The organism is Gillisia mitskevichiae (assembly GCF_003634585.1).
Lineage (GTDB): Bacteria > Bacteroidota > Bacteroidia > Flavobacteriales > Flavobacteriaceae > Gillisia > Gillisia mitskevichiae.
Genome location: NZ_RBLG01000001.1, coordinates 694538 through 717719 on the forward strand (window position 1 = coordinate 694538; position 23182 = coordinate 717719).

Consider the following 23182-nt stretch of genomic DNA (forward strand, 5'->3'; position numbering starts at 1 on the left):
AAAAGATGAACTATTATTTTAATAAAACAATCAATGGAACCTTCGAAGAGGTCATCGAGAAAGTGACACAAGGATTAAAGGAAGAAGGTTTTGGAATCCTTACAGAAATTGATGTAACAGAAACACTAAAGAAAAAACTGGATATAGACTTTAAAAAGTATAGGATACTCGGAGCTTGTAATCCGCCCTATGCACATAAAGCTTTGCAAGCAGAAGATAAAATTGGAACGATGTTGCCCTGCAATGTCATAGTACAGGAAATCGAAGCAGGTATCATTGAAGTTGCGGCCGTAAACCCAATGGCATCAATGCAAGCTGTAAAAAATGAAAAATTGAATGAGGTAGCCAGCGAAATAACTGCAATGTTGGAAAACGTCATTGAAAAATTATAAGACACTATAAAAAGGCAGTAATAATAATTAATAAACACAAACTTAAATTAAAACAAAATGAGCAAATTAAAATCAACATTAGGTATAGTTGCGATAGCATTCATAACCTTAACAGTAATGTCTTGTAAAGACAACAGCAAAGAACAAAATAGCACGGATGGAGACCATTCACAAATGAACCACGATAACAGTGATGGTCATCACGACGGCGAAAAGAAGGAAATGGCAATGAGTGGAGATAGTAATGCGCAAGCGGTATTAAATGACTATTTCAACTTAAAGAATGCGTTGGTGGGAGATGATAATGGCAAAGCCAAAGAACTTGGGGCAACCCTCGCAACATCCTTAGGAAATTTTGACGCCTCACAATATACCGATGCCCAGCAATCGGAATTAAAGGATATTGTTGAGGATGCAGTTGAACACGCAGAACACATTTCAGAAAGTGATATAGCACACCAGCGCGAACATTTTAAAGTTTTAAGTAAAGATGTAATAGATATGGTAGCTATAACAGGAGCAGAGATGAAGCTTTACGAGCAGTTTTGCCCTATGTATGATGGCGGTACAGCTTGGCTAAGTACTAAAGAGGAAGTGCGCAATCCATACTATGGTAGTCAAATGTTAAAATGCGGCAAAGTACAACGTGAAATTAACTAAATGAAAATTGTAAAGATTATAGCAATAATACTGCTGGTAGCGTTCGTGGGAATTCAATTTATTCCCACTACACGCAATCAAAGTGATACTGTACCGTCAACTGATTTTATGCTGGTCAATAATGTACCAGAAACTATTCAAAAAAAGTTACAGGTATCCTGCTATGATTGCCACAGCAATAATACTCAATACCCTTGGTATAATAAGATTCAACCTGTTGCTTGGTTTTTGGAAGACCATATTAAAGAAGGCAAAGCTGAACTTAATTTCAACGAATGGGATTCATTATCCAGCCGAAGAAAAGCAAGTAAGTTAAGGTCTATTATCAAGCAGATTGAAAATGGCGAAATGCCTTTGGATTCTTACACTTTGATACATAGTGAGGCAACATTTACAGAAGCTGAAGCAGAAGAGTTAATCAATTTTATCACACAATTAAAAGATAGTTTATAAACAATAATTTAAAAGTAATTAAAATGAAAAATTTAAAAATGAGTATTGCAGCAATGCTATTGTTAGCAGTTTCTTTTACCAATGCACAGGAAAAAGAAAAAATGAACCACGATCACGGAGATATGAAAATGGACCATAGCAAAATGATGAATAAAAATAGTGACGCAAAAGCAGAAGCTATTTTAAGTGATTACTTTAATTTAAAAGATGCTTTAGTTGCGGACGATACAAAAAAGGCAGCACAAGCAGGAACAAAATTGGTAGCCTCTCTTAAAGCATTTGATATGGGTAGTTATACAAAAGAACAACAAAAAGAGCTTGCTGATATCATAGAAGATGCTACCGAGCACGCAGAACATATTTCTGAAAGTGCCATAGACCACCAACGCGAGCATTTTAAAACGTTAAGTAAGGATATTACTGATATGGTAGCTATTACGGGTACAAAAAGCACGTTATACGAGCAATTTTGCCCAATGTATGATAAAGGTAGTGCTTGGTTAAGTACAAGTAACGAAGTTAGGAACCCGTATTACGGAAGCAAAATGCTTAAATGTGGAAAAGTTCAAAAAACTATTCAATAGATAGCCTTTTGTATAAAAATATTTTCAATGTTCTGGTTTATTAGTTAACAGAAGGTTGTAAAATGATAAAGATATCCGAATAGTTTTTAAGTCCTGTCCTGGGAAGGAAAACAATGTTGATGGTTAGTGTTAGTTCCTTCCCTAGTCAGGCACAATTAATTTTGAAAAGAAAAGTTGATTTGGTTAATAGCAGCCTGCACAAGGGAGAGAGAATATATCCCTAAAATAATAACATCTCTCTTCCTATGTCAGGCAATTAAAAATTTATGATGAAGAGAAGTTTAGTGAAGAGTACTTGATTGTGAGGGGTAAACATTTGGTTGGTTTATTGGTTAATAAAGGTTGCCTCTCATTTTCAAGTATTATTTAAAGGATTTTGCATATAAAAAAGGAAGATATAACAATGAAAGAGTGTTGCAAAGACGGGTGTCAAAATACAACTGAAAAGTCTGTAGTTAGAAAATGGTTCAATTACATAATATATACCATACTAATCTTAATAGTTGGTGGTGCTTTGGCGCTTCAATTATTTAGTTAAGGAAATAAATTGAAAATGACTAAAGTGAACACAATAGAAAAATCTGAAAGAATTGGCTTTTACAAGCAACTGTTTAAAAAGGTATTGCTTACTGCAAGTATAGTGATTGCTCTATCGTTAAGTTATATACTATGGGTAGGTGTAGATTCCGCCAGCCAATTTCTACCCTTTATAATTGTTGGTTTGGCTTTGGTCAAAACCATTTTTATCGTAAGGCTCACTTTTATACAGTTAAGTAAAATAATAGGCGAAAGTCATCAGCTAACCCACGTTCTTACTTTATTTGGAGTATTGATTATTTTGATTGTCCTTTCGTTTTCAGCAGATTATCACGCTTTATATACTTTGAACCCTGAAAATTTTAAATCGAGTACAGCGCTCAATGGCTCATTTTCATTACAGTTTTTTGAGTTTTTATATTTCAGCTTAATTACTTTTTCATCGGTTGGCTTCGGAGATATTGTACCATTGAATATTGCAGGTAAACTATTGGTAATGATGGAAGTTTTCTTGAGCTTTTTGGTATTGGTATTTGGTATTGCAAACATTAATAGAATTCACGTTAACAAATAACCCCTTTAAAAATATAAATATGAAAGTACTTAAAATTATTACACTCGTAACTGTTCTCATTTCAACAGTCAGCATTACCAATGCACAGAATGATAAAGATTCTAAAGATAAAGAAGATGTTATCGCAGTAATGAAAGCTTACAAAGATGCACTACAAAACTTAACGACCGAGGGGACATTTGAACTATTTACAGAAGATTCAAAAGTATTTGAATCTGGTGGTGTAGAAGGCTCGTATGCGCACTATATAGAACACCATTTGGGGCCTGAGTTGGGGCATTTCAAAAAATTTGAATTTTCAGATTATGAAATTGATGCGGAAGTAGATTTGCCTTATGCATTTACTACTGAAACCTACATCTACACTATCGTGCTCAATCCAGATGAAAAAGGCGAAAGTAGAACGATAAAGAAAAAAGGAGTAGCGACGTCTATCTTAAAAAAGATGGATGGTAAATGGAAGATTATTAAAACACATTCTTCGTCAAGAAATGTAAAATAAAATTTAAACTGTGAGCGAATTCTTAAAACAATGGGGCGAAGCGGCCTATACGACCACCGGATTTTTCTGGATGGCGCTTTGGGCATTCATCTTGGGATACATCATCAGTAGTATGATACAGATTTTTGTGACTGAAAAAAGGATGCAAAAAACAATGAACGAGAGTGAAGGTAAAAGTGTACTCTTAGGCACGTTTTTCGGTTTTATAAGCAGCTCGTGTAGTTTTTCGGCTTTAGCGGGCACAAAATCTATCTTTAAAAAAGGTGCAAGCTTTGTGTCTTCCATTGCTTTTCTTCTTGCATCGACCAATCTCGTAATTGAGCTTGGAATCATCATTTCCATATTTTTGGGATGGCAGTTTGTAGTCGGCGAATATGTAGGTGGAATCCTTTTAATTCTTATTTCGTGGATTTTGATACGAATAATCAATCCTAAAAAGCTCATAGAAAAAGCGCGCAAGAATTTAGAGAACGAAGATGACGATTCAATGGATGATTCCAAAGATTGGAAAAAACAAATCAAGAAAGAAGATAGTTGGGCAAGGGTTGCCAAAAAATATAAGATGGAATGGCAGATGGTATGGAAGGACGTTACCGTTGGCTTTACCATTGCAGGTATCGTCGCAGCCTTCGTTCCCGATTCTTTCTTCCAGACACTATTTATCAATAGTGGTCAAGGCAATACAGACTTTACCTTTCTTGAAATATTGGAACATATCGTTGTAGGACCTATTGCCGCATTTTTAACTTTTATTGGCTCAATGGGTAATATTCCGTTGGCGGCATTGCTTTTTGGAAAGGGCGTGAGTTTTGCAGGGGTTATGGCTTTTATTTTTAGTGATTTGGTAGTCTTTCCTGTACTTCGTATTAACGCCAAGTATTATGGGTGGAAAATGTCGCTGTTCATTTTATTCTTACTGTTTACGGCATTAATAGGAACAGCTTTGGCTCTGCATTACTCTTTCGATTTGTTGGGTATGTTGCCTGACACATCACAAGTTAAAATACAGGACAAAGAGCATTTCAAAATTGACTATACCTTCTATTTGAATATGGCTTTTCTCGCAATTTCAGGATATCTCATATACTTAGGGTTTTTCAAGAGAAAGGATGTAAAGCACTCAATGAGCGAAATGGCACCGAAAAGTCCATTGCTTGAAAGTGTTTTAAAATATGCGGCCTATATCTGTTATATATGGTTGGCAGGTGGACTGATTGTAAAATTTTTCGTGAATTAAAATATAGATAAAGAATAAAGTAAAAACAATAATGGTCAACAGAAAAACAGCAAAATGGATTAGAAAAGCACACCGTTACTTGGGTATCTTCTTAGGTATCCAGTTTTTGATGTGGACGATTAGCGGGATGTATTTCAGTTGGACAGATATAGATGAAATTCACGGCGACCAGTTTAAAAAAGTAGCACCTAAACAGAAGTCTTTTAACGATTTACTCGGTACATCTCAACTCGATACAGAGCAACCAATCCAAACTTTAGAACTATTGGAAATAGCTGGTAAACCTTATTATTGGATTAATGAGACCACACTTTTCAACGCAAGTACTGGAGATATAAAAAATGGTATTACTAGAGATGAAGCAAAACAAGTGGCTACTAGATATATGTTATCAGACCTCAAAATATCAGGTATTGAACTTATTGATGAAGTTGGAGACCATCACGAATATCGTGGTCGTCCACTTCCGGCGTATGAAATTTCGTATGAAACACCTCAAAATTTAAAGGCCTACGTGGCCATTGAAAATGGCGCATTTCAAACGGTAAGACACAGGGATTGGCGTTGGTTCGATTTCCTTTGGATGACACACACTATGGATTATCAAGGTAGAGACAATTTTAACACATTAGTATTGCGAGGGTTTTCACTATTAGGGTTGATTACTGTATTAAGTGGTTTTTTACTTTGGTACACTTCATCCCCAACCATTAGAAAAATAATTAAAAAGAAACGAAAATAAGTAACACTAAAATCAATATATAATGGAAAATTCAAATCAAAATTCAAAAAAAAACAATTACACAAAATTTGTAGGTATGCTGGCGGCATCATTTGTGGCAATGTACATTACAATGTACCTAAACTCTTATCAATTAGATCACGTCTATTTTAGCCTTACTCGTTTTTATATGAGTTGCTTGGGTATTGCTGCTATGGCCATTATAATGTTTGTGGCGATGCGTAATATGTACCAAAACAAAAAGAAGAATATCGCCATTGTTTGGGGTAGCATTGTGCTATTTGTTGGTGCATTAGGATTGGTACGCGACCAGAAGTCAACGGTAGGAGACATATTGTGGATGAAAGCAATGATACCTCACCACTCTATTGCGATTTTAACAAGTGAGCGTGCTGATATCCAAGATCCAGAAGTTAAAAAGTTAGCTGAAGATATTATCAAGGCACAAGAAAAGGAAATTGCAGAAATGAAAGCAATGATAAAACGATTGGAAAATAACAAATAAATAAAATTAAAATGAATAAAAACATCATTTATATAAGTGTTGCCTTGATTGTTGGCCTGTTAGGCGGCTTTCTACTATTCGGTGGAGGTTCTGCGGACAAGGCAACAATTAATGTGAAAGACACCCACGACCATTCAGAAGAAATTGCTTCTAATCAAATGTGGACGTGTTCTATGCATCCACAGATTATGCAACCAGAACCTGGGGATTGTCCCATTTGTGGAATGGATTTAATTCCAGCCGAATCTGGTGCAGATGGTCTCAATGCCAATGAAATAAAAATGACCGATAACGCAATGGCTCTGGCCAATATCCAAACATCACTTGTAGGAAAAGGACAAATGGGAAATAATTCCCTTAAATTATCTGGTAAGATAAAAGCTAATGAAGAGTCAAATGCTGTACAGGTTACCTATTTTGGAGGAAGAATAGAAAAACTGTACGTTAATTCTACAGGAGAACGTGTTGGAGCAGGACAACGCTTGGCAACTATTTATTCGCCAGAATTGGTTGCTGCACAGCAAGAACTGCTTACCGCTTCATCATTAAAAGAATCGCAACCAGAATTGTATAAGGCTGTTAGGAACAAACTTAAACTTTGGAAACTTTCAGAAAAGCAAATCAACGCCATAGAAACTGCCGGGAAAGTGCAAGAAAACTTTCCGGTTTTTGCAACCGTTTCAGGAACGGTAACAATGAAAATGGTAGAAGAAGGGGATTATTTAAAGCAAGGACAACCCTTATATAAAATTGCGAATCTCAATACAGTATGGGCAGAATTTGATGCTTATGAAAATCAAATTGCATCCCTAAAAGAAGGGCAAACTATTAAAGTGACCACAAATGCTTATCGCAATGAGGTTTTTGATGCAAAAGTCTCATTCATCGACCCCTTATTAAATTCTGCAACTAGAACGGTGGTTGTAAGAGCGGTCTTGCAAAATAAGAAAGACCTCTTTAAACCGGGAATGTTTGTGGAAGGTATAATTGAGGGTACGCAAACAAGCACCGAGAATACTGTTTCCGTACCGTCAACCGCTGTTATGTGGACGGGAGAACGCTCTGTAGTCTATGTCAAAACAAACCCTAATGAAGCTATTTTTGAAATGAGGGAAGTTTTATTGGGCAATGCCAATGGCGATAGTTATACCATTCTTCAAGGTTTAAAGAATGGAGATGAAGTCGTAACTAACGGAACATTTACCGTAGATGCCGCTGCACAATTACAGGGAAAAAAAAGTATGATGAATGCATCTGGTGGTAAAACAATGACAGGCCACGAAGGGCATTTGGGAATGCAAGAAGATAATTCTGGAGAAAATACAAATGAAGCCAACCATTCTCAAATGAAAGAAAGGATTGAAGTTTCAAACAAATTTCAGAATCAGTTAAAACAGGTTTTTGATGATTATATCCTTTTAAAAGATGCTTTGGTAAATGATGATGCCAAGGGCGCTCAACAGGCAGGAAAACAAATAAACCAATCTTTGAAAAAAGTGGATATGAAATTATTATCTGATGAAAAAGCACATAACCATTGGATGACCATTCAAAAAGAACTAAAGACCTCGGCTAATACTATTGAGAACAATTCAGATATAGCAACACAAAGAGCACATTTTAAACATCTTTCTGCGCATATGATAAGTAGCGTGCAACTTTTTGGTGTTAACGAAAATGTATATATCCAGTTTTGTCCAATGGCCGATAACAATAAGGGAGCTTATTGGATTAGTTTGGAAAAAGAGGTGCGAAACCCATATTATGGAGAGGCTATGTTAACCTGTGGCGAAGTAAATGCAACTTTACAATAAAGCGAATTATGGATTAATCAAGTAATCTGAATAAGACCATAAATTAATTTTGGTTTTATCACGGCGAACGATAATGAGTGAAAGTAGAAGAAATAGAAGAAAAAATGACAGAAAGAAACATCAGCCTAAAAGTGATATTTCAAGAAAAGATAAAATTATCGCTTTAGTTGTGATAGTATTGATTTTTGTAGTTGCTGCAATAGCTGCTGTTTATTATTCTCTATACAAATCTGGATTAAAATTATTTTGAAACAAGTACTATATGAATGAGATTATCCATATTAAAAATATGGTCTGCCCAAGATGTATCTCGGCGGTATCTAATATTTTGGAACAACTTGAAATACTGTATGTTTCTATAAAATTGGGGGAGGTTAAATTAGTTTCTTCATTAAGTGTCCAGACCAAAAATGGTCTTTCCAAAGCGCTTCAAAATTCAGGTTTTAGTTTGATTGACGACCGTAAAAGTCAACTTATTGAACAAATGAAAACATTGGTTGTAGATAAAATCCATCATTCTTCCGAGGAGCTCGATTTCAAATGGGCAGATATTGTTACAGGCGAACTTAACTTGGATTATAAATATTTAAGTTCACTTTTTTCGTCGGTAGAAAGTATTACGTTCGAGCAGTACATCATAAACCAGAAAATTGAACGTGTTAAAGAACTTATAGTTTACGATGAATTAACCTTGAGTGAGATAGCTTTTCAACTACATTATAGTAGTGTCGCGTATTTAAGCAATCAGTTTAAAAAGGTTACAGGAATGACACCTACACAGTTTAAAAAAAGCACAAATCAGAATCGCAAATCTTTGGATGAGATTTGATGTTAAACTCTGTTAATCCGAAAATTTTACAAATCATTCGGCATATTCCATAACAAAAAACACTACTTCAAATATTAAATTGTCCTTACTAATGTCTGCTATATTAGTGGACTAATTTTAATTCTTAAATATTTATGAAAAATTCAAAGTTAATCGAAGCTTTAAATAATTGTGTAACACATTGTAATCATTGTGCAGATGCTTGTCTTGACGAAGGCGACATTAAAATGATGGTTGATTGTATTAGAACCGATAGGGCCTGTGCCGAAATCTGTAGCGCCACGGCAAATCTGCTTGCTTCAAATTATTCCGATGTAAGGGGTATGGTAGAGCAATGCCGTGATATCTGTAAAAAATGTGCGGATGTATGTGACAAACACGACCATAAACATTGTCAAGAATGTGCAGATGCCTGCAGAAAATGTGCTGAAGCTTGCGAGGAATTCTTGAGCTAAAGAGTAGAAAGCTTATTTGCTAAGCAAGACGCTATCAAGGACTACAAGATGATTGTAGTCCTTGATTCGTTTTAAGGAATATGGGAGAATTCTACAAATCATTCAGCATATAACGTAACATATTAAAGCCTATTAATTCTGAAATTTGTAGTGTATAAATAAGAATAGGTTTATGGAGACAGTCAACATATTTGAAACCGAAAAAAAGAGTCATCAACAGGGAATAAAAAAATCCTTTCCAGTAACAGGTATGACCTGTGCGGCCTGTGCATCCAGTGTTGAATCTATACTCTCACATACCGAAGGTGTGAACGACGCGCAGGTTAACTTTGCCAGCAGTTCGGTATTGGTGGATTATGACGAAGCCACTACCGAAGAACAATTGCAAAACGCTCTAAGACAGGTCGGTTACGATATTATCATAGATGCCGAAGACCCTTCCGAAGTACAGCAAGAACTTCAGCAAAAGCATTATCAGGACATAAAAAGTCGTACTATCTGGTCGGCCATCCTCACGCTTCCCATTTTTGTGTTGGGAATGTTCTATATGCAATGGGACCCAGGCAAATGGATTTCTTTGGTATTGGCTTTTCCTATACTCTTTTGGTTCGGGCGTAGCTTTTTTGTCAATGCGTTTAAGCAGGCGAAACACGGTAAAGCTAATATGGATACCTTGGTCGCTTTGAGTACCGGAATCGCTTTCCTCTTTAGTGTATTCAATACTTTCTTTCCTGAATTTTGGTTAAGTCGTGGTATCGAACCTCACGTGTATTACGAAGCGGCTACCGTGATTATTACCTTTATTTCCTTGGGGAAATTATTGGAAGAAAAGGCTAAATCAAATACATCTTCAGCCATTAAAAAGCTAATGGGTCTTCAGCCTAAAACCCTTAAAATTATTGAGAATGGGGAAGAGAAGGAAATCCCTATTTCATCCGTACAGGTTGGTCAGACCATTTTGGTACGTCCCGGAGAAAAGATTCCTGTGGATGGCGAAGTTTCCAAGGGAAGCTCGTATGTAGATGAAAGTATGATAACGGGAGAACCCGTTCCAGTTCAGAAATCCCAAGGGGAAAAGGTCTTCGCTGGTACGGTTAATCAAAAAGGAAGCTTTCAATTTACCGCTGAAAAAGTTGGTGGAGAAACCTTGCTTTCCCAAATCATTAAAATGGTTCAGCAAGCGCAAGGGAGTAAGGCACCCGTTCAAAAACTGGTCGATAAGATTGCCGGTATCTTCGTTCCCGTGGTATTGGGTATTTCCATTGTCACCTTCATAGTATGGATGTCAGTAGGAGGCGATAATGCCTTCTCGCAAGCCTTATTAACCTCTGTAGCGGTATTGGTTATAGCTTGTCCCTGTGCCTTGGGCTTGGCAACGCCTACCGCCATAATGGTGGGTATTGGTAAGGGAGCAGAAAATAATATCCTTATAAAGGATGCCGAAAGTTTAGAGCTCGGCCATAAAGTGAATGCAGTAATCCTGGATAAAACAGGTACCATTACAGAAGGAAAACCATTGGTAACCGACATTCTTTGGAAGGACAAGCTTAAAAATCAAAATGAATACAAGGAAATTCTTTTGGCTATCGAAGCACAATCGGAACATCCTTTGGCAGAAGCAGTAGTTAATCATTTAAAAGAGGAAAATATTGAACAAGCAGAAATTACTTCCTTCGAAAGCATTACAGGGAAAGGAGTAAAGGCGCAATCAGAGAATGGTTCAAAATATTATGTGGGCAACCATAAACTAATGGTCGAAAAGAATATTCAAATTGACGCTACTTTAATGCACACAGCAGAAAGTCTGGAAGAGAAGGCAAAAACAGTCATATTCTTGGGTAACGAAAATCAAGTGCTTGCGATACTGGCAATTGCGGACAGGATTAAAGAAACTTCAAAAAAAGCCATCGCTACGCTTCAAGAAAGGGGCATCGAGGTCTATATGCTCACGGGAGATAACAATAAAACGGCTTCCGCCGTGGCAAATCAGGTGGGGATTTCAAATTACCAGGGCGAAGTAATGCCTTCGGACAAAGCCGCTTTTGTTGAAAAATTACAGGCAGATGGAAAGATAGTCGCAATGGTAGGCGATGGTATCAACGATTCGCACGCTTTGGCGCAAGCCAATGTGAGTATTGCAATGGGTAAAGGTTCGGATATAGCAATGGATGTAGCGAAAATGACCTTGATAACATCGGATTTACAATCCATCCCAAAAGCATTGGAACTATCAAAAAGAACTGTTTTGGGCATACGTCAGAACTTATTTTGGGCATTCATTTACAACATCATTGGTATTCCAATCGCAGCAGGGGTTCTTTATCCCGTAAATGGATTTTTATTAGACCCGATGATTGCAGGTGCAGCAATGGCATTCAGTAGTGTATCCGTTGTTGCAAATAGCTTAAGACTTAAACGAGTAAAACTTTAATAATAAATAAATTCAATACTATGAAAACTTTAAAATTTAAAACAAATATCAATTGTGGTGGGTGTGTATCGAAAGTAACCCCTTTTTTAAACAAACAAGAAGGTGTAGAAAGTTGGGAAGTAGATACCTCTAATCCTGATAAAATCCTAACCATTGAAAGCGATGGTGCAACCGAAGAAGACGTAAAATCAACTTTGAAAAAAGTAGGATTTAAGGCGGAACCTGTAGACTAATACGTTTTTTTAATATGGCTTACATTTTAATTTTAGTTGTGATTGTTCTCTTTGCTGTTCATTTTTATAGAAAAGCGAAACGCCATAGTGTAAAGCCATTTCCAGAGGATTGGCACAAATTACTGATGGATAATGTGCTGTTTTACAGAAACCTTTCAAAAAATAGGCAGCTTATTTTTCAGCAAAAAATGATGCAATTTTTAAGTGAGGTCTATATCGATGCTGTGCAGTTTGAATTGGAAGAATTGGATAAGATTTTAATTGCGGCAAGCGCAGTAATCCCTGTTTTTGGTTTTAAAGAATGGCATTACACCAACTTAAGCGGTATCCTTTTATATCCAGATTATTTTAATGAGGATATGCAATTTAGTAGTAAGGATAACTCAAGAAATATTGGTGGAATAGTTGGGAATGGACGTTTTGAGAAGCAAATGATTTTATCTAAAAAAGCATTGTACCACGGCTTTAAAAACACAACCGATAAAAGTAATACTGGCATACACGAATTTGTGCATCTTATTGATAAGCTGGATGATAGTACAGATGGAGTTCCAGAGCGATTATTAGAACATCAATATGCATTACCTTGGTTGAATTTAATTCATAAGGAAATGGAAGCCATAAACGACAATCATTCTGATATCCGAAAATATGGAGGTACAAATCAAGCTGAATTCTTTGCAGTAGCTTCAGAATATTTCTTCGAGCGTCCAGACTTACTCAAAAAGAAACATCCTGACCTATATAAAATGTTGGTAAAATGTTTCAATCAAAAATTAGCGGATCCAATTTAAATTTAATTCCTATTTAGGAAAGACTAAATTTTTAATTGGAAAAGATAAAGAACAGATATTTTGTTGTTACAGATAGGTTTAGCATATTCAAAATATCCGCTAATTGATTTTTTTATCCCTTCAAAAATTTACCACGCTATCTAATGCGTCATCCGCATCTCTATGCATAAAGTTAGATTGATAATTTATTGTAGTGGTAATCGATGAATGTCTGTATAATTTTTGGAGCATATTAATTGGGATTTTATCTTCCGATATATTCCCAAATGTATGTCTAGCAATATGCATAGTTACTTTTTTTGATATTTTGGCTTTATCAGCTACCGTTACCAAATATTTATTGAATTTCTTATTAGCGGTTTTTGTTTTAGCATAAACATCTTTAGCATTTTTTAAATCGGCTTTTTTCATTTCAGGAAATATAAAGTCCTCTTCGCTCTGCTTGTCATTTATGTAATCTTTCAAAATTGGAAAAACTTTATCTGGAATTTTTAAGGATAACAGTTTTGAATTCTTGTTCATTCGATAGTGAAGTCTATTATCAAAAATGTCGTTCCAACGAATTTTTAATATATCAGCTACACGGATGCCAGCAAAGTAAAAACTGAAAAGCCAGAGATTTCTAGCGTGAGTTTCATTCTTGGTAAGGTTATCAACTGACTCTAGCTCTATGACTTCATTTCGAGTAAGACCTATTTTTTCAGTTTCAGGGAACTTAATTCGTATTTTATCCGAACCGAATGGGTAAAGTTTTCTATCTACGATACCCAATTTTATGGCCCTATTATAGATAGTTCTAATCACAATAAGATTATTTACTATCGACCTTTCTGATAGGTTGTGTTTTGTACGGAGGTAGGTTTTAAATTTCTTTAGAAAATTTTCATCAATTTCTTGAAAGGTTAGCTGCTTTGACGTGGTAAATTTTAAAACGTGATTAATTCTTGCTTTATCTGTTGAAAGCCTAGACAGCTTTTCGTTTGCTTCTAAATCATCAAGAAAGTCTTGTGCCACTTCAAAAAAAGTAACTGATTCCGAAGAAGCATAAAGTTTCTCTTTTATTTGATTTGCCGATATATCCTTTTTGCTCGACTGCAAATCAATCAGCATTTTATTTGCCTCAGACAGTTTGGTACTAAGCAAACCGTTTAACCTATCTGAGTAAGGATGTGATTTTCTAACTCTAATATTTTTCACATCCCAATCATTTGGGTCAATATTATGACCTATATAATGATAATTTGAGCGACGGTTTTTTGTGATACGAATACAAAGAGGACAATGTCCTTCTTTATTAGGCTTTTTCCGAAGTACTATTTTTGCATTTGATGACATATCTTAAATATTAGGATATAAAGATAATCATTTTTGGTACAACATAGGTACAACAAATTATGATTTTAAACGATATCAATTGATATTATATAAAATTAAATATATGCTAATCAGTTGATTATAATATATCTTATGGAAATTTAGTAGTAAATACGCTGGATTCAAAATCCAGTTCTTTCGGGAGTGCGGGTTCGATTCCCGCCTCGAGTACTTTTAACGTATCAAATAACACCAAAACCCTATAAACCTCACTGTTTATAGGGTTTTTCTTTTTTCTTGTACTCATTTGATATCATATAAATACATCTAAAAGGTGTCTAATTCGGGGACACTCTAGTTAATTGGTTAGGTGTCCCCGAATGGCTTGTAAGTGACTGTTAAATAAAGCTTTAGGGGTTTTTAGTTATAATTTTTTCAGGTAAATTTAGATGTAATTTTAAACTAAAAAGGATGCAAGATCAATTATCAATATTATTCTATACAAGAAAAAGTAAAGATAAAAATGCTATTCAAGCTACCGTTTATCTGCGAATCACCTACGAAGGCAGAAGAGTTGAGTTAAGTACAATGAGGAAAGTTACACGCTCAAAGTGGAATCCTAAAGCAAATAAAGTTATTGGAACATCCATTGAAGCTAAACAAGTAAATCGGAATTTAGACATCATCAAAAATAGGATTTATGAAATCTATCAAAAATTTTTAGACAATCAAGAGGAGATTTCTGCTCTAAAAATTAAAGATGTGTACTTAGGAAATAATGATAATCAGAAATCCATAGTAGAAATGTTTGAAGAACATAATTCTAGAATGGAAAAACTAATAGGAAGGGATTATTCTTTTAGAACCCTGCAGCGTTATAAAACCACAAAAAAGCATATTTCTTCTTTTATTAAATTCGATTATAAAATGAAGGATTATCCAGTAAAGGATATTGATACTAAATTCATTAATAGTTTTATCTATTATTTAAAAACTGAACTAAATCATTCTCATAATTCTGCTGTAAAGTACCTTGCTTATCTTAAAAAGATTGTACGAGTAGCCTATGCAAATGGCTGGATAGAAAAAGATCCGTTCTATAATTTCAAACTTAAGCTTCAGGTAATTGAACGTGAATTCTTAACTAAAGAAGAAATCATTAGCATCATGGAAAAGCAATTTACTATTCCACGAATTGAACACGTGAGGGATATTTTTCTTTTTTCATGTTACACAGGTTTGGCATATGCCGATGTTTTCAAACTAACTGCTGATGATATTGTAAAAGGTATTGATGGAAACCAATGGATTAAAATAAAAAGAACAAAAACTAAATCCTTGAGCAGCATTCCAATCCTTCCCGTAGCTGAAAAACTTATTGATAAATATAAAGATCTAGATAGTCCAACTGAAAAGTTACTCCCAGTGTATTCTAACCAACGAATGAATAGTTATTTAAAAGAAATAGCCGATCGCTGTGAAATAAATAAGAATTTGACTTTTCACATGGCCAGGCATACCTTCGCTACAACTGTTACCCTTTCCAATGGTGTGCCTATAGAATCAGTAAGTAAAATGCTTGGTCATCAATCCCTTAAAATAACGCAACATTATGCCAAGGTACTGGATGATAAATTAAGCGAGGATATGAATTTATTGAAGAAAAGAATTGATATGCAGGATAAAAACAGGGAATAATATTCTCGCTTAAAAATTTTATAAAGGAAATGCCTTTTATTTTCTCTTGTATTAATGACCAAAAAATCAAAATCTGACGACATTTTCTTATTTGTTCATTTTCTCCAAAAAACTGTAATATTTCAAATTAACTCATTTGATATGATTCTGTACTAACTTATATAAAATTTGTACTCATCTGACATCAGATTGAACTATTCTTACTAAATAGGTATTTTAACTGAATAATGTTTAAATAAAACTGAAATTTTGTATCTTGAATTGATGTTTTGTTAATACATTTTACTCTTATTAGCATATAAATTATGGTTTAAGAGAATAGTGTTGACGTTTGAACATCTTTGAAATAGATGCAAAGTGAAAATTCATATATACGGGTAGGAGTCAGTTATTACAAAATAGTTGAAGCACCCACCATTGCCGGACAGGTAAATGAACTTTTGGTTTCTTGGAACATTGAAACTATTCGCCAAGACCATGGAAAAACATTTCTAGCCAGTATTCCAAAATACGATGGCTTTACCTGTATTCCGGATCATCTTAATTTTCAATCCACCTATAACAACTTTTACAACACCTATTCTCCGTTAAACCATCATATACTGGAAGGATGTTGCAGTGAATCCTTAAAATTTGTAAAACATATTTTCGGGGATCACTCTGAACTGGGTTTGGATTATCTCCAACTCTTATATACCAAACCCATCCAAATACTTCCTATTCTTTGTCTGGTATCCCGTGAGCGTTCCACGGGTAAGAGTACTTTTTTAAAATGGCTCAAGCAAATCTTTGAAAACAATCTTACTTATCTTACCAATGATAGCTTTAGCAGTCAGTTTAATGCAGATTGGGCCAATAAATTGCTGATTTGCATCGATGAAGTCTTGTTCAATAAAGAGGAACTCACTGAGCGAATCAAGTATTTAAGCACGACCAATTATAATAAACTTGAAAAAAAAGGAGTTGATAAGCGAGAGGTAGAATTCTTTGGGAAGTTCATCCTTTGCAGTAACAACGAAGAGAACTTTATAAAAATAGACCATCATGAAACCCGGTTCTGGGTATTGAAAGTTCCATCAGTTAAAAAGGAAATCACGAGTTTTTTAGAAAATTTAGAACAGGAAATTCCTGCATTTTTATATTTCCTTCAAACTCGAAAGCCACATAGTCCGCATCAAACCAGGATGTGGTTTACCCCCAAACAAATAGAGACTCCCGCACTTTTCAAGTTGGTGCAAAATAACCGAAATAGAGTAGAGAAAGAACTGGCAAGCATATTACTGATGGTGATGGAAAATCACGATCTCGAAGAAATCAAGTTTTGTCCGTTGGACGCTTTAAACGCTTTAAGCAAAACAAGATTGAGAACCGATTTAACCCAGATCCGGAAAATTCTTAAGAAAGACTGGAAGCTTGAAAGCAGTCCGAATTCGAACCGTTATCAAAAGTTTACGCTCTGGGGAGATGGTAGCACCAATTTTACAGATGGCAAAGGACGCTATTTCACTATAAATAAAAAGTTCCTTTTGGAGCATTTTGAAGATCAAAACTCAGATTAAAATCGAGAAATAAAAAGGAAAATGATGATTTGATGACAAAATGATGACACCGAAACCCTTGATTTTAGAGGGGGTTTGGGGCGTTGTCATCATTTCATCAAAATCAAACCAGTTTTTGGAGTAAACACTTTTAAATTCTTTCTTTTTTTGATGATTTGATGACAGAATACTCTTAGACCAGTGATAGTAAGAGATACGGCTGTCATCAAAGTGTCATCAAAGTGTCATCAAAAATAAAATGATGACAAATAATTTAAGCATTAGGAAGCTAATAAATAAGTACAATTCCACACAAAAAAAATGCTGCTGAAAGAAAAAATATAAATAGTAAAATAAGAGATAATGAACTCAAAAAGAATCACCTGCGAAAGAGCCCGAAAGCTGTCCATCGTAAAAACGCTAGCCAGCTTCGGGCACTTTCCGAGCAGGACAACGGAGAAAGAAGCCTGGTTTCTGAGTCCCCTTCGGTCAGAAACGCAGGCCTCTTTCAAAGTTTCTTTGCTTTTGAACAAATGGTATGACCATGGACTAGGAACAGGCGGAAACGGGCTGGATTTGATCGTGGCTATGAAAAAGTGTTCAGTTAGAGAAGCACTAGAACTTCTAAGTAAAGAAAAGGACTTCTTTTTTTTTCAGCAGCCCATTTTAAAAAAGCCAAAAAGGCCAGAAATAAAAATATTAGAAATGAAACCCATCCAACATCAAGGTTTGATTCAATATATGGATGCTAGAATGATTTCGATACAAACAGCGCAGAGATATTGCAAGGAAGTTCATTATCAAATTATTGGGAAGTTCTATTTTTCAATCGGTCTTCAAAATAAGGAGGGTGGTTGGGAACTTCGAAATAAATATTTTAAGATCTCTAGTTCTCCTAAAGCCTATACTTATTTAAAAAACAATGCAGACCGTTTAATAATTATAGAAGGGATGTTCGATCTGTTGTCCATGGCTGAGTTATATCCAAATCAACTAGAAAACTCCGATGTGATTGTTTTAAACTCGCTCTCTTTTTTACAAGCAGTTTCGGAATTGTTTGAAAATTATAAGGAAGTTGAATTGTATTTGGATCAGGATGAATCTGGAAGAATGCATTCTAAGGAACTAACCGATCGATATTCCAATGTGAAAGATAAAAGTGATTGCTACATAGGTTATAAGGATCTGAACGAGCAACTGATCTCAATTAGAAAAGGAAAAGAAATGATTAAGAAAATTAAAAAACTCCGGTGAACGCCCAAAGGGAGAATTTCATTTGGAGAAGCAAAGCAAGATGTGTCATTGTCATGACAATCTTGCTTTGCTCCCGAAGGTTGCAAAGATTTTAAAAGAAAAAATGAAACGAGAATACATCCAAATACGCTGCTCGATCTACGAGAAAAAGTTGCTCAAAAAAAGAGCGGCCAGGGCTGGAATTTCCCTTTCTGAATATCTGCGTGCTACGGCATTCAAAATAAATATGGTGGAACGAATTACTCAAGAACAATTGGAAGCCTATCAACTCTTGATTCAATATAAAAACAACTTTAGCCGGATTAGTAATATGTTTAAAAAGGGGAATCCAAAACTTGCCAAAGAAGTACAAGAGCTTGCCGAGGAAATCAGATCCCATTTAAAAAATTTCAAGAAATGATTGGCAAGGGACATTCCATAGCAAGAACGGGAGCATCAATTGGGTACGGATGGAACCAAGAAAAAGATGCGGAAGTAGTACTAAAGGAATATCTGGCAGGGGATACTCCCGAAGAAATCACCGAAGAGTTTAAGATCATCCAATCGCAAAATGAGCGCTGCATCAATAATACCTTGAGTTTTATACTAAGTCCAACTATTGAAGATGGAAAAAACTTAAGCGTAAAAGACTTGGAAGAACTCTCTAAAAAGTTTTTAAAGGAAATGAATTTGCAGAACAACCAATCCATTGGATTTGTCCACCGGGATAAAGCACATACCCATGTACATATTTATACCAACCGGATTGGATTTGATGGGAAAGCCTATAACGACAGCTTTATTGGAAAACGAAGTCAGCTAGCTGCAGACAATGTAGCGAAAGAGTTAGGTCTGACCAGAGTTCGAGAAGTACAACAAGAAAAATTACAAGAACTAAATCCGCAGCGATTGATAATAAAACAGATCCATGATCGGGTATTGGAATCTAGGCCTAAATCATTAGATGAATATATCAGCAAGATGAAGGCGAACCAAGTAACCGTGATTCCAAGCATCAATAAATCAAATCAATTACAAGGCTTCCGATTTGAATATAAGGGAGTGAATTTAAAGGGAAGTGAGGTACACCGATCTATGACGGGTGGTAAACTCATTGGTGAGATTACTAGAAATTCAGCATATACAAGAATGAAAGAAATCCCCACAAGTTTAAAATTGCTGGATAAAACGGTTCAACTCAGCGGTAATATGGCAGCAAGTATAGCCAAAGGCCTAGTAAAACAAGTGATTAAAAGAAGTTTAGATGCGGGAATAGGATTTTAAAGAATTAAAAGATGAAAAAACTAGATGAAATTATGGAGCTCATGACTGATGAGATGGAAGATTTTAAAACCGCAATTATTTCGCTTCAACTACTCTCGACGAGGCTACACGAATTAAGCATTCCAATAAGTACCGAAGCATTGGATAAGAGTTTGAATAAATTCTTAGAGCAACAGCAAAAAGAAAACAGCTTAAAGGATCAAGTGCTAAGGGAGATAGAAAGGAAATTAAAACACGCTCGGATAATTCCGAATTATCTGCTGATCCTGGTTTGTTCACTGGGTATCCTTTCATTAAGTCTTTTGGGTTATTTTGGGTATTCTTTGCGTGAAACACAGAACGAAAAATTTGAACTCTATCAAATCCTTATGGAAACTAGCAATGAAAAGTATCAAGAGTATTTCTCGAAAAACCCAGAGGTTGAAGATAATTTTAAGCAGTGGTTAGAGGAGAAAAAATAGGCTTTGTCATAACAATTGACCTTGACGCAAATTATCCTAATTTTACAGTAAATGGATTGGAAACCCCAGTAAATTCGTAATTTTTTACTGTACCAGTTGCGTCAAAAGTAGTTTGCGCCCTATGCTGTTTTTATTTTACGCTTAACTTCCCGTACGCTATAAAAACAGCACAGGATCCACGCGCAAGATTAGTTATGGTAGATTTGGGGGACTTTGTGGAAGACATGAGTTTTTAGAAAAATAAATCCGTAATTATGGAATAGAATATCAGTTAAAATCCCACCTATCAAAAGAATGGAAATATTAAATTGAAGATTTTTTTCAATTAAACATGCTAAGAAAACGCGATGATGTAAGGTATACAGTTTCAAAAATATGATTACAATAAATTATTATAAGCCTAGGGTGGAAGGATTATAAAAGCTAATAAATTTTATATATTTTTTCCTAAACATAATGGTCTGTTTACTTTTTAAAGTTGTGTAGAGAAGGAAAAAAATCAATTAGAAGATTCTTATAATGACTAAAAATATTTGGTAAAGAGGTGATTATTTTTATATTTGGTAAACCAAATTGGTAAACCAGATTATATTATGAAATATTTCCTTCTCCTTTTTACGCTTTTATCTTCCAGCCTAAACTTTTCACAAGAAGTCTCCAGGAAAGAAATTCTAGTTCAAAATATCACAGAATTTAATTCTGCAGTATCTTCTGCCAAACCTGGTGAGAATATTATAATGGCTAGTGGTGTTTGGAAAGATGTAGAATTAATTTTCAAGGGAAATGGAACAAAAGACCAACCTATTTCTTTAAGTGTTGAAGAAAAGGGAAAGGTAACTATTGAAGGGAAATCTTCACTGAAATTGGCAGGAGAATATCTAATAGTGGACGGTTTGTATTTCAAAAATGGTTTCACTCCGTCTAATTCTGTCATTCAATTTAAAGTTGATAATGATAATATTGCTAACCATTCCCGGGTCACTAATTGTGTAATTGAAAACTTTACTCAACCAAGTCGGGATGTTCAGGATCACTGGATAGAGTTCTGGGGAAGAAATAATCAGCTAGATCATTGTTATATAGCAGGGAAATCTAATTCCGGACCTACTTTAAGAGTTTTCCTAAAGGGAAATGAAAATATTAATACTCATCATCAAATCATTAATAATTATTTTGGTCCTAGACCCAGAAAAGGAGGTCCTCACGGTGAAACCCTTCAAATAGGTTCTAGTGAAACCTCAATGACACCCGCATACGTTAATGTTGCTGAGAATTTATTTTATAGATGTAATGGGGAGGTAGAAATTATTTCAAGCAAATCCAATTTCAATCAATTTAGCCACAATGTTTTTTTCGAATCGGAGGGTTCCTTGGTTCTAAGACATGGTAATTATGCAACGATCGATGGAAATGTTTTTATTGGAAATGATAATTCAGAATTTATAGGTGGAATTCGGGTAATAAATACTGGGCACTGGATCACCAACAACTATTTTTATAAATTAAAAGGTTCAGAATTTAGAAGTCCATTAGCGGTCATGAATGGAATCCCTAAATCCCCTTTGAACAGATATAATCAGGTGACCGATGTGGTTGCTGCTTTCAATACTTATGTTAATTGCATCTCTCCTTGGCATTTTAGTGTAGGATCTAATGTAGATAAAAGTGAAGTGTTGCCTGCTACTGAAATACGTTCTGCGAGACCTGAGCGTGTATTGCTGGCCAATAATTTAATTTATAATGATAAGGAACAGAATTTTCCAATTGTAGCTTACGATACTGTAGATGGGGTACGTTTTAAAAACAATATTTCAAATAGTATCAATAAGAGTGAAGTGCAGGATAAAGGCATTATTACAAAGGATTTTAAAATTAAAAAGATCAGTGACTATTTATACGTTCCTGTTGAAAATCTAACAGAGGTTTATTCGGGTTTTGATTTTGAAAAGATCCAGGAAGATATTTTTGGAACCAATCGAACCGAGATTAAAAGTATTGGTGCTGTAAGCCTTCCAGTAGAAAAAGATCAACGTTTGTTCGAATTATCTGAATATGGGCCAGATTGGTATACTCCGGTAAAGGAAAGTAAAAAGTCTAAGATTTTTAAAGTTTCAACTACAGACGAATTACTGGAAGTGCTCCAAAAAACAGCTTCAGAAGATATTATAGAAGTAAAATCTGGTACTTATAAGCTAGAGGTTTCTATCCCAATAAATAAAAAGATTAGTATTAGATCAGAAAAAGGAAAGAAGAAAGCTATTCTTCAATTTTCAGAAAGTAATTCTTCTCCTGCATTCGAAATGAATCCGGAAGGAGCTCTTAAGATGGAAAACATAATATTAAAGGGCACAAAGAACCGGGATGCTTTTGGGACATTAAAAGAAAATATGTCCAGCGCTTATAATTTGTGGATTGATAATTCGGAAATTAGCGGATTTAAAAATCTTCTGAAAGTTTCTCAACGCTCTTTTGCCGATACAATTTCTATAGCAAATTCAACAATTAAAGATCTTCAGAGCGGTATAAATCTGGCAGAAGAAACCGATGATAAGGGAGAGTACAATGCAGAATTTGTTTACATCACCAATTCCAATTTCAGCAATATTAAGGAGGAGGTTTTAAATTATTATAGAGGCGGTTATGATGAATCTACAATTGGAGGTAATCTAATCTTAACAGGAAACACCTTCAAAAACTCTGGTACTTCAGAAAACACAGAAATCCTATTAAAGACTCGAGGGATAGTGAATGTCGTGTTTTCTGATAATAGTTTTATAGACAATTCGGTAAAATATATCGCCATCCTTTGGGGTGAAAAAGGTCAGAAGCCTGAGAATAATAGCATCAAAAATTCCGGAGAGATCAAGATAGAAGAGAATCTGAAGCAAAAATTAATGTACTAAAATTCTATA

At 35.1% G+C, this 23182-nt stretch carries 25 protein-coding genes; 23 read left to right on the forward strand and 2 right to left on the reverse strand.

Going from position 1 to position 23182, the window contains the following annotated elements:
* Positions 1-5 precede the first annotated feature (5 nt).
* The 16 genes from BC962_RS03210 to BC962_RS03280 all read left to right on the forward strand — a co-directional run bounded on the left by BC962_RS03210 (position 6) and on the right by BC962_RS03280 (position 12742).
* Positions 6-392, forward strand: coding sequence for a DUF302 domain-containing protein (locus BC962_RS03210; protein ID WP_008991354.1), 387 nt, complete (start codon positions 6-8; stop codon positions 390-392).
* A 57-nt stretch (positions 393-449) separates the two neighbouring features.
* A complete protein-coding gene (locus BC962_RS03215) occupies positions 450-1052 on the forward strand; it encodes a DUF3347 domain-containing protein (RefSeq protein ID WP_121344454.1) in 603 nt (200 codons plus the stop codon).
* A complete protein-coding gene (locus tag BC962_RS03220; RefSeq protein WP_121344455.1) occupies positions 1053-1505 on the forward strand; it encodes a heme-binding domain-containing protein in 453 nt (150 codons plus the stop codon).
* Between the two features lie 23 nt (positions 1506-1528).
* Positions 1529-2089 (forward strand): DUF3347 domain-containing protein, encoded by a 561-nt coding sequence (locus BC962_RS03225; protein WP_121344456.1) that lies wholly within the window; start codon positions 1529-1531, stop codon positions 2087-2089.
* Positions 2090-2651: 562 nt separating this feature from the next.
* Complete coding sequence (locus BC962_RS03230) at positions 2652-3200, forward strand: potassium channel family protein (protein ID WP_394330317.1); 549 nt, start codon at positions 2652-2654, stop codon at positions 3198-3200.
* Between the two features lie 19 nt (positions 3201-3219).
* The gene (locus BC962_RS03235) at positions 3220-3702 is read left to right on the forward strand and encodes a YybH family protein (RefSeq protein ID WP_026754889.1); all 483 of its coding nucleotides are present in this window, start codon (positions 3220-3222) and stop codon (positions 3700-3702) included.
* Positions 3703-3712: 10 nt separating this feature from the next.
* Complete coding sequence (locus tag BC962_RS03240) at positions 3713-4939, forward strand: permease (RefSeq protein WP_070237428.1); 1227 nt, start codon at positions 3713-3715, stop codon at positions 4937-4939.
* 31 nt (positions 4940-4970) lie between these two features.
* Positions 4971-5681, forward strand: a complete 711-nt coding sequence (locus tag BC962_RS03245) for a PepSY domain-containing protein (RefSeq protein ID WP_121344457.1) — start codon at positions 4971-4973, stop codon at positions 5679-5681.
* A gap of 22 nt (positions 5682-5703) precedes the next feature.
* Entirely contained in the window at positions 5704-6186 is a 483-nt protein-coding gene (locus tag BC962_RS03250; protein WP_121344458.1) for a DUF305 domain-containing protein, read from the forward strand.
* An 11-nt stretch (positions 6187-6197) separates the two neighbouring features.
* Complete coding sequence (locus tag BC962_RS03255) at positions 6198-8000, forward strand: efflux RND transporter periplasmic adaptor subunit (protein ID WP_121344459.1); 1803 nt, start codon at positions 6198-6200, stop codon at positions 7998-8000.
* A gap of 73 nt (positions 8001-8073) precedes the next feature.
* Complete coding sequence (locus BC962_RS16290) at positions 8074-8250, forward strand: hypothetical protein (RefSeq protein WP_169833977.1); 177 nt, start codon at positions 8074-8076, stop codon at positions 8248-8250.
* 12 nt (positions 8251-8262) lie between these two features.
* Positions 8263-8829: a helix-turn-helix domain-containing protein gene (locus BC962_RS03260; protein ID WP_121344460.1), complete on the forward strand. Its 567-nt coding sequence runs from the start codon at positions 8263-8265 to the stop codon at positions 8827-8829.
* Positions 8830-9152: 323 nt separating this feature from the next.
* Positions 9153-9284, forward strand: a complete 132-nt coding sequence (locus BC962_RS16590; RefSeq protein WP_317127952.1) for a four-helix bundle copper-binding protein — start codon at positions 9153-9155, stop codon at positions 9282-9284.
* Positions 9285-9456: 172 nt separating this feature from the next.
* Entirely contained in the window at positions 9457-11715 is a 2259-nt protein-coding gene (locus BC962_RS03270) for a heavy metal translocating P-type ATPase (RefSeq protein WP_121344462.1), read from the forward strand.
* A 20-nt stretch (positions 11716-11735) separates the two neighbouring features.
* On the forward strand, positions 11736-11948 hold the full coding sequence (locus BC962_RS03275; RefSeq protein ID WP_121344463.1) for a heavy-metal-associated domain-containing protein: 213 nt from the start codon (positions 11736-11738) through the stop codon (positions 11946-11948).
* A 14-nt stretch (positions 11949-11962) separates the two neighbouring features.
* A complete protein-coding gene (locus BC962_RS03280) occupies positions 11963-12742 on the forward strand; it encodes a M90 family metallopeptidase (RefSeq protein WP_121344464.1) in 780 nt (259 codons plus the stop codon).
* A gap of 120 nt (positions 12743-12862) precedes the next feature.
* Here the strand turns inward: BC962_RS03280 and BC962_RS03285 are convergent, their stop codons facing one another.
* Positions 12863-14077 carry a site-specific integrase gene (locus BC962_RS03285; RefSeq protein WP_070237438.1) on the reverse strand — a complete coding sequence of 405 codons (1215 nt, stop codon included), beginning with the start codon at positions 14075-14077 and terminating at the stop codon, positions 12863-12865.
* 130 nt (positions 14078-14207) lie between these two features.
* On the reverse strand, positions 14208-14363 hold the full coding sequence (locus tag BC962_RS16295) for a hypothetical protein (protein ID WP_183075435.1): 156 nt from the start codon (positions 14361-14363) through the stop codon (positions 14208-14210).
* A gap of 164 nt (positions 14364-14527) precedes the next feature.
* On the opposite strand from BC962_RS16295, the gene BC962_RS03290 reads away from it, so the two are divergent.
* The 7 genes from BC962_RS03290 to BC962_RS03320 all read left to right on the forward strand — a co-directional run bounded on the left by BC962_RS03290 (position 14528) and on the right by BC962_RS03320 (position 23173).
* On the forward strand, positions 14528-15754 hold the full coding sequence (locus BC962_RS03290; protein ID WP_121344465.1) for a site-specific integrase: 1227 nt from the start codon (positions 14528-14530) through the stop codon (positions 15752-15754).
* Between the two features lie 350 nt (positions 15755-16104).
* Positions 16105-17313, forward strand: coding sequence for a primase-helicase family protein (locus BC962_RS03295; protein WP_121344466.1), 1209 nt, complete (start codon positions 16105-16107; stop codon positions 17311-17313).
* A 504-nt stretch (positions 17314-17817) separates the two neighbouring features.
* Positions 17818-18546 carry a toprim domain-containing protein gene (locus tag BC962_RS03300; protein ID WP_183075436.1) on the forward strand — a complete coding sequence of 243 codons (729 nt, stop codon included), beginning with the start codon at positions 17818-17820 and terminating at the stop codon, positions 18544-18546.
* A 103-nt stretch (positions 18547-18649) separates the two neighbouring features.
* Positions 18650-18946, forward strand: coding sequence for a mobilization protein MbpA (gene mbpA / locus BC962_RS03305; protein ID WP_121344933.1), 297 nt, complete (start codon positions 18650-18652; stop codon positions 18944-18946).
* Positions 18943-19809 carry a relaxase/mobilization nuclease domain-containing protein gene (locus BC962_RS03310; RefSeq protein ID WP_121344468.1) on the forward strand — a complete coding sequence of 289 codons (867 nt, stop codon included), beginning with the start codon at positions 18943-18945 and terminating at the stop codon, positions 19807-19809. The genes mbpA and BC962_RS03310 overlap by 4 nt, the downstream gene beginning before the upstream one ends.
* Before the next feature lie 11 nt (positions 19810-19820).
* Positions 19821-20270 carry a DUF6730 family protein gene (locus BC962_RS03315; RefSeq protein WP_121344469.1) on the forward strand — a complete coding sequence of 150 codons (450 nt, stop codon included), beginning with the start codon at positions 19821-19823 and terminating at the stop codon, positions 20268-20270.
* 593 nt (positions 20271-20863) lie between these two features.
* On the forward strand, positions 20864-23173 hold the full coding sequence (locus BC962_RS03320) for a chondroitinase-B domain-containing protein (protein WP_121344934.1): 2310 nt from the start codon (positions 20864-20866) through the stop codon (positions 23171-23173).
* Positions 23174-23182: the final 9 nt, after the last annotated feature.

What these genes read in the sequence shown, in the direction of transcription:
- BC962_RS03210 (WP_008991354.1), top strand. Translation starts at nt 6, where the DNA reads ATGAACTATTATTTTAATAAAACAATCAATGGAACCTTCGAAGAGGTC.
- BC962_RS03215 (WP_121344454.1), top strand. Translation starts at nt 450, where the DNA reads ATGAGCAAATTAAAATCAACATTAGGTATAGTTGCGATAGCATTCATA.
- BC962_RS03220 (WP_121344455.1), top strand. Translation starts at nt 1,053, where the DNA reads ATGAAAATTGTAAAGATTATAGCAATAATACTGCTGGTAGCGTTCGTG.
- BC962_RS03225 (WP_121344456.1), top strand. Translation starts at nt 1,529, where the DNA reads ATGAAAAATTTAAAAATGAGTATTGCAGCAATGCTATTGTTAGCAGTT.
- BC962_RS03235 (WP_026754889.1), top strand. Translation starts at nt 3,220, where the DNA reads ATGAAAGTACTTAAAATTATTACACTCGTAACTGTTCTCATTTCAACA.
- BC962_RS03245 (WP_121344457.1), top strand. Translation starts at nt 4,971, where the DNA reads ATGGTCAACAGAAAAACAGCAAAATGGATTAGAAAAGCACACCGTTAC.
- BC962_RS03250 (WP_121344458.1), top strand. Translation starts at nt 5,704, where the DNA reads ATGGAAAATTCAAATCAAAATTCAAAAAAAAACAATTACACAAAATTT.
- BC962_RS03255 (WP_121344459.1), top strand. Translation starts at nt 6,198, where the DNA reads ATGAATAAAAACATCATTTATATAAGTGTTGCCTTGATTGTTGGCCTG.
- BC962_RS16290 (WP_169833977.1), top strand. Translation starts at nt 8,074, where the DNA reads ATGAGTGAAAGTAGAAGAAATAGAAGAAAAAATGACAGAAAGAAACAT.
- BC962_RS03260 (WP_121344460.1), top strand. Translation starts at nt 8,263, where the DNA reads ATGAATGAGATTATCCATATTAAAAATATGGTCTGCCCAAGATGTATC.
- BC962_RS16590 (WP_317127952.1), top strand. Translation starts at nt 9,153, where the DNA reads ATGGTAGAGCAATGCCGTGATATCTGTAAAAAATGTGCGGATGTATGT.
- BC962_RS03270 (WP_121344462.1), top strand. Translation starts at nt 9,457, where the DNA reads ATGGAGACAGTCAACATATTTGAAACCGAAAAAAAGAGTCATCAACAG.
- BC962_RS03275 (WP_121344463.1), top strand. Translation starts at nt 11,736, where the DNA reads ATGAAAACTTTAAAATTTAAAACAAATATCAATTGTGGTGGGTGTGTA.
- BC962_RS03280 (WP_121344464.1), top strand. Translation starts at nt 11,963, where the DNA reads ATGGCTTACATTTTAATTTTAGTTGTGATTGTTCTCTTTGCTGTTCAT.
- BC962_RS03285 (WP_070237438.1), bottom strand. Translation starts at nt 14,077, where the DNA reads ATGTCATCAAATGCAAAAATAGTACTTCGGAAAAAGCCTAATAAAGAA.
- BC962_RS16295 (WP_183075435.1), bottom strand. Translation starts at nt 14,363, where the DNA reads ATGAGTACAAGAAAAAAGAAAAACCCTATAAACAGTGAGGTTTATAGG.
- BC962_RS03290 (WP_121344465.1), top strand. Translation starts at nt 14,528, where the DNA reads ATGCAAGATCAATTATCAATATTATTCTATACAAGAAAAAGTAAAGAT.
- BC962_RS03295 (WP_121344466.1), top strand. Translation starts at nt 16,105, where the DNA reads ATGCAAAGTGAAAATTCATATATACGGGTAGGAGTCAGTTATTACAAA.
- mbpA (WP_121344933.1), top strand. Translation starts at nt 18,650, where the DNA reads ATGAAACGAGAATACATCCAAATACGCTGCTCGATCTACGAGAAAAAG.
- BC962_RS03310 (WP_121344468.1), top strand. Translation starts at nt 18,943, where the DNA reads ATGATTGGCAAGGGACATTCCATAGCAAGAACGGGAGCATCAATTGGG.
- BC962_RS03315 (WP_121344469.1), top strand. Translation starts at nt 19,821, where the DNA reads ATGAAAAAACTAGATGAAATTATGGAGCTCATGACTGATGAGATGGAA.
- BC962_RS03320 (WP_121344934.1), top strand. Translation starts at nt 20,864, where the DNA reads ATGAAATATTTCCTTCTCCTTTTTACGCTTTTATCTTCCAGCCTAAAC.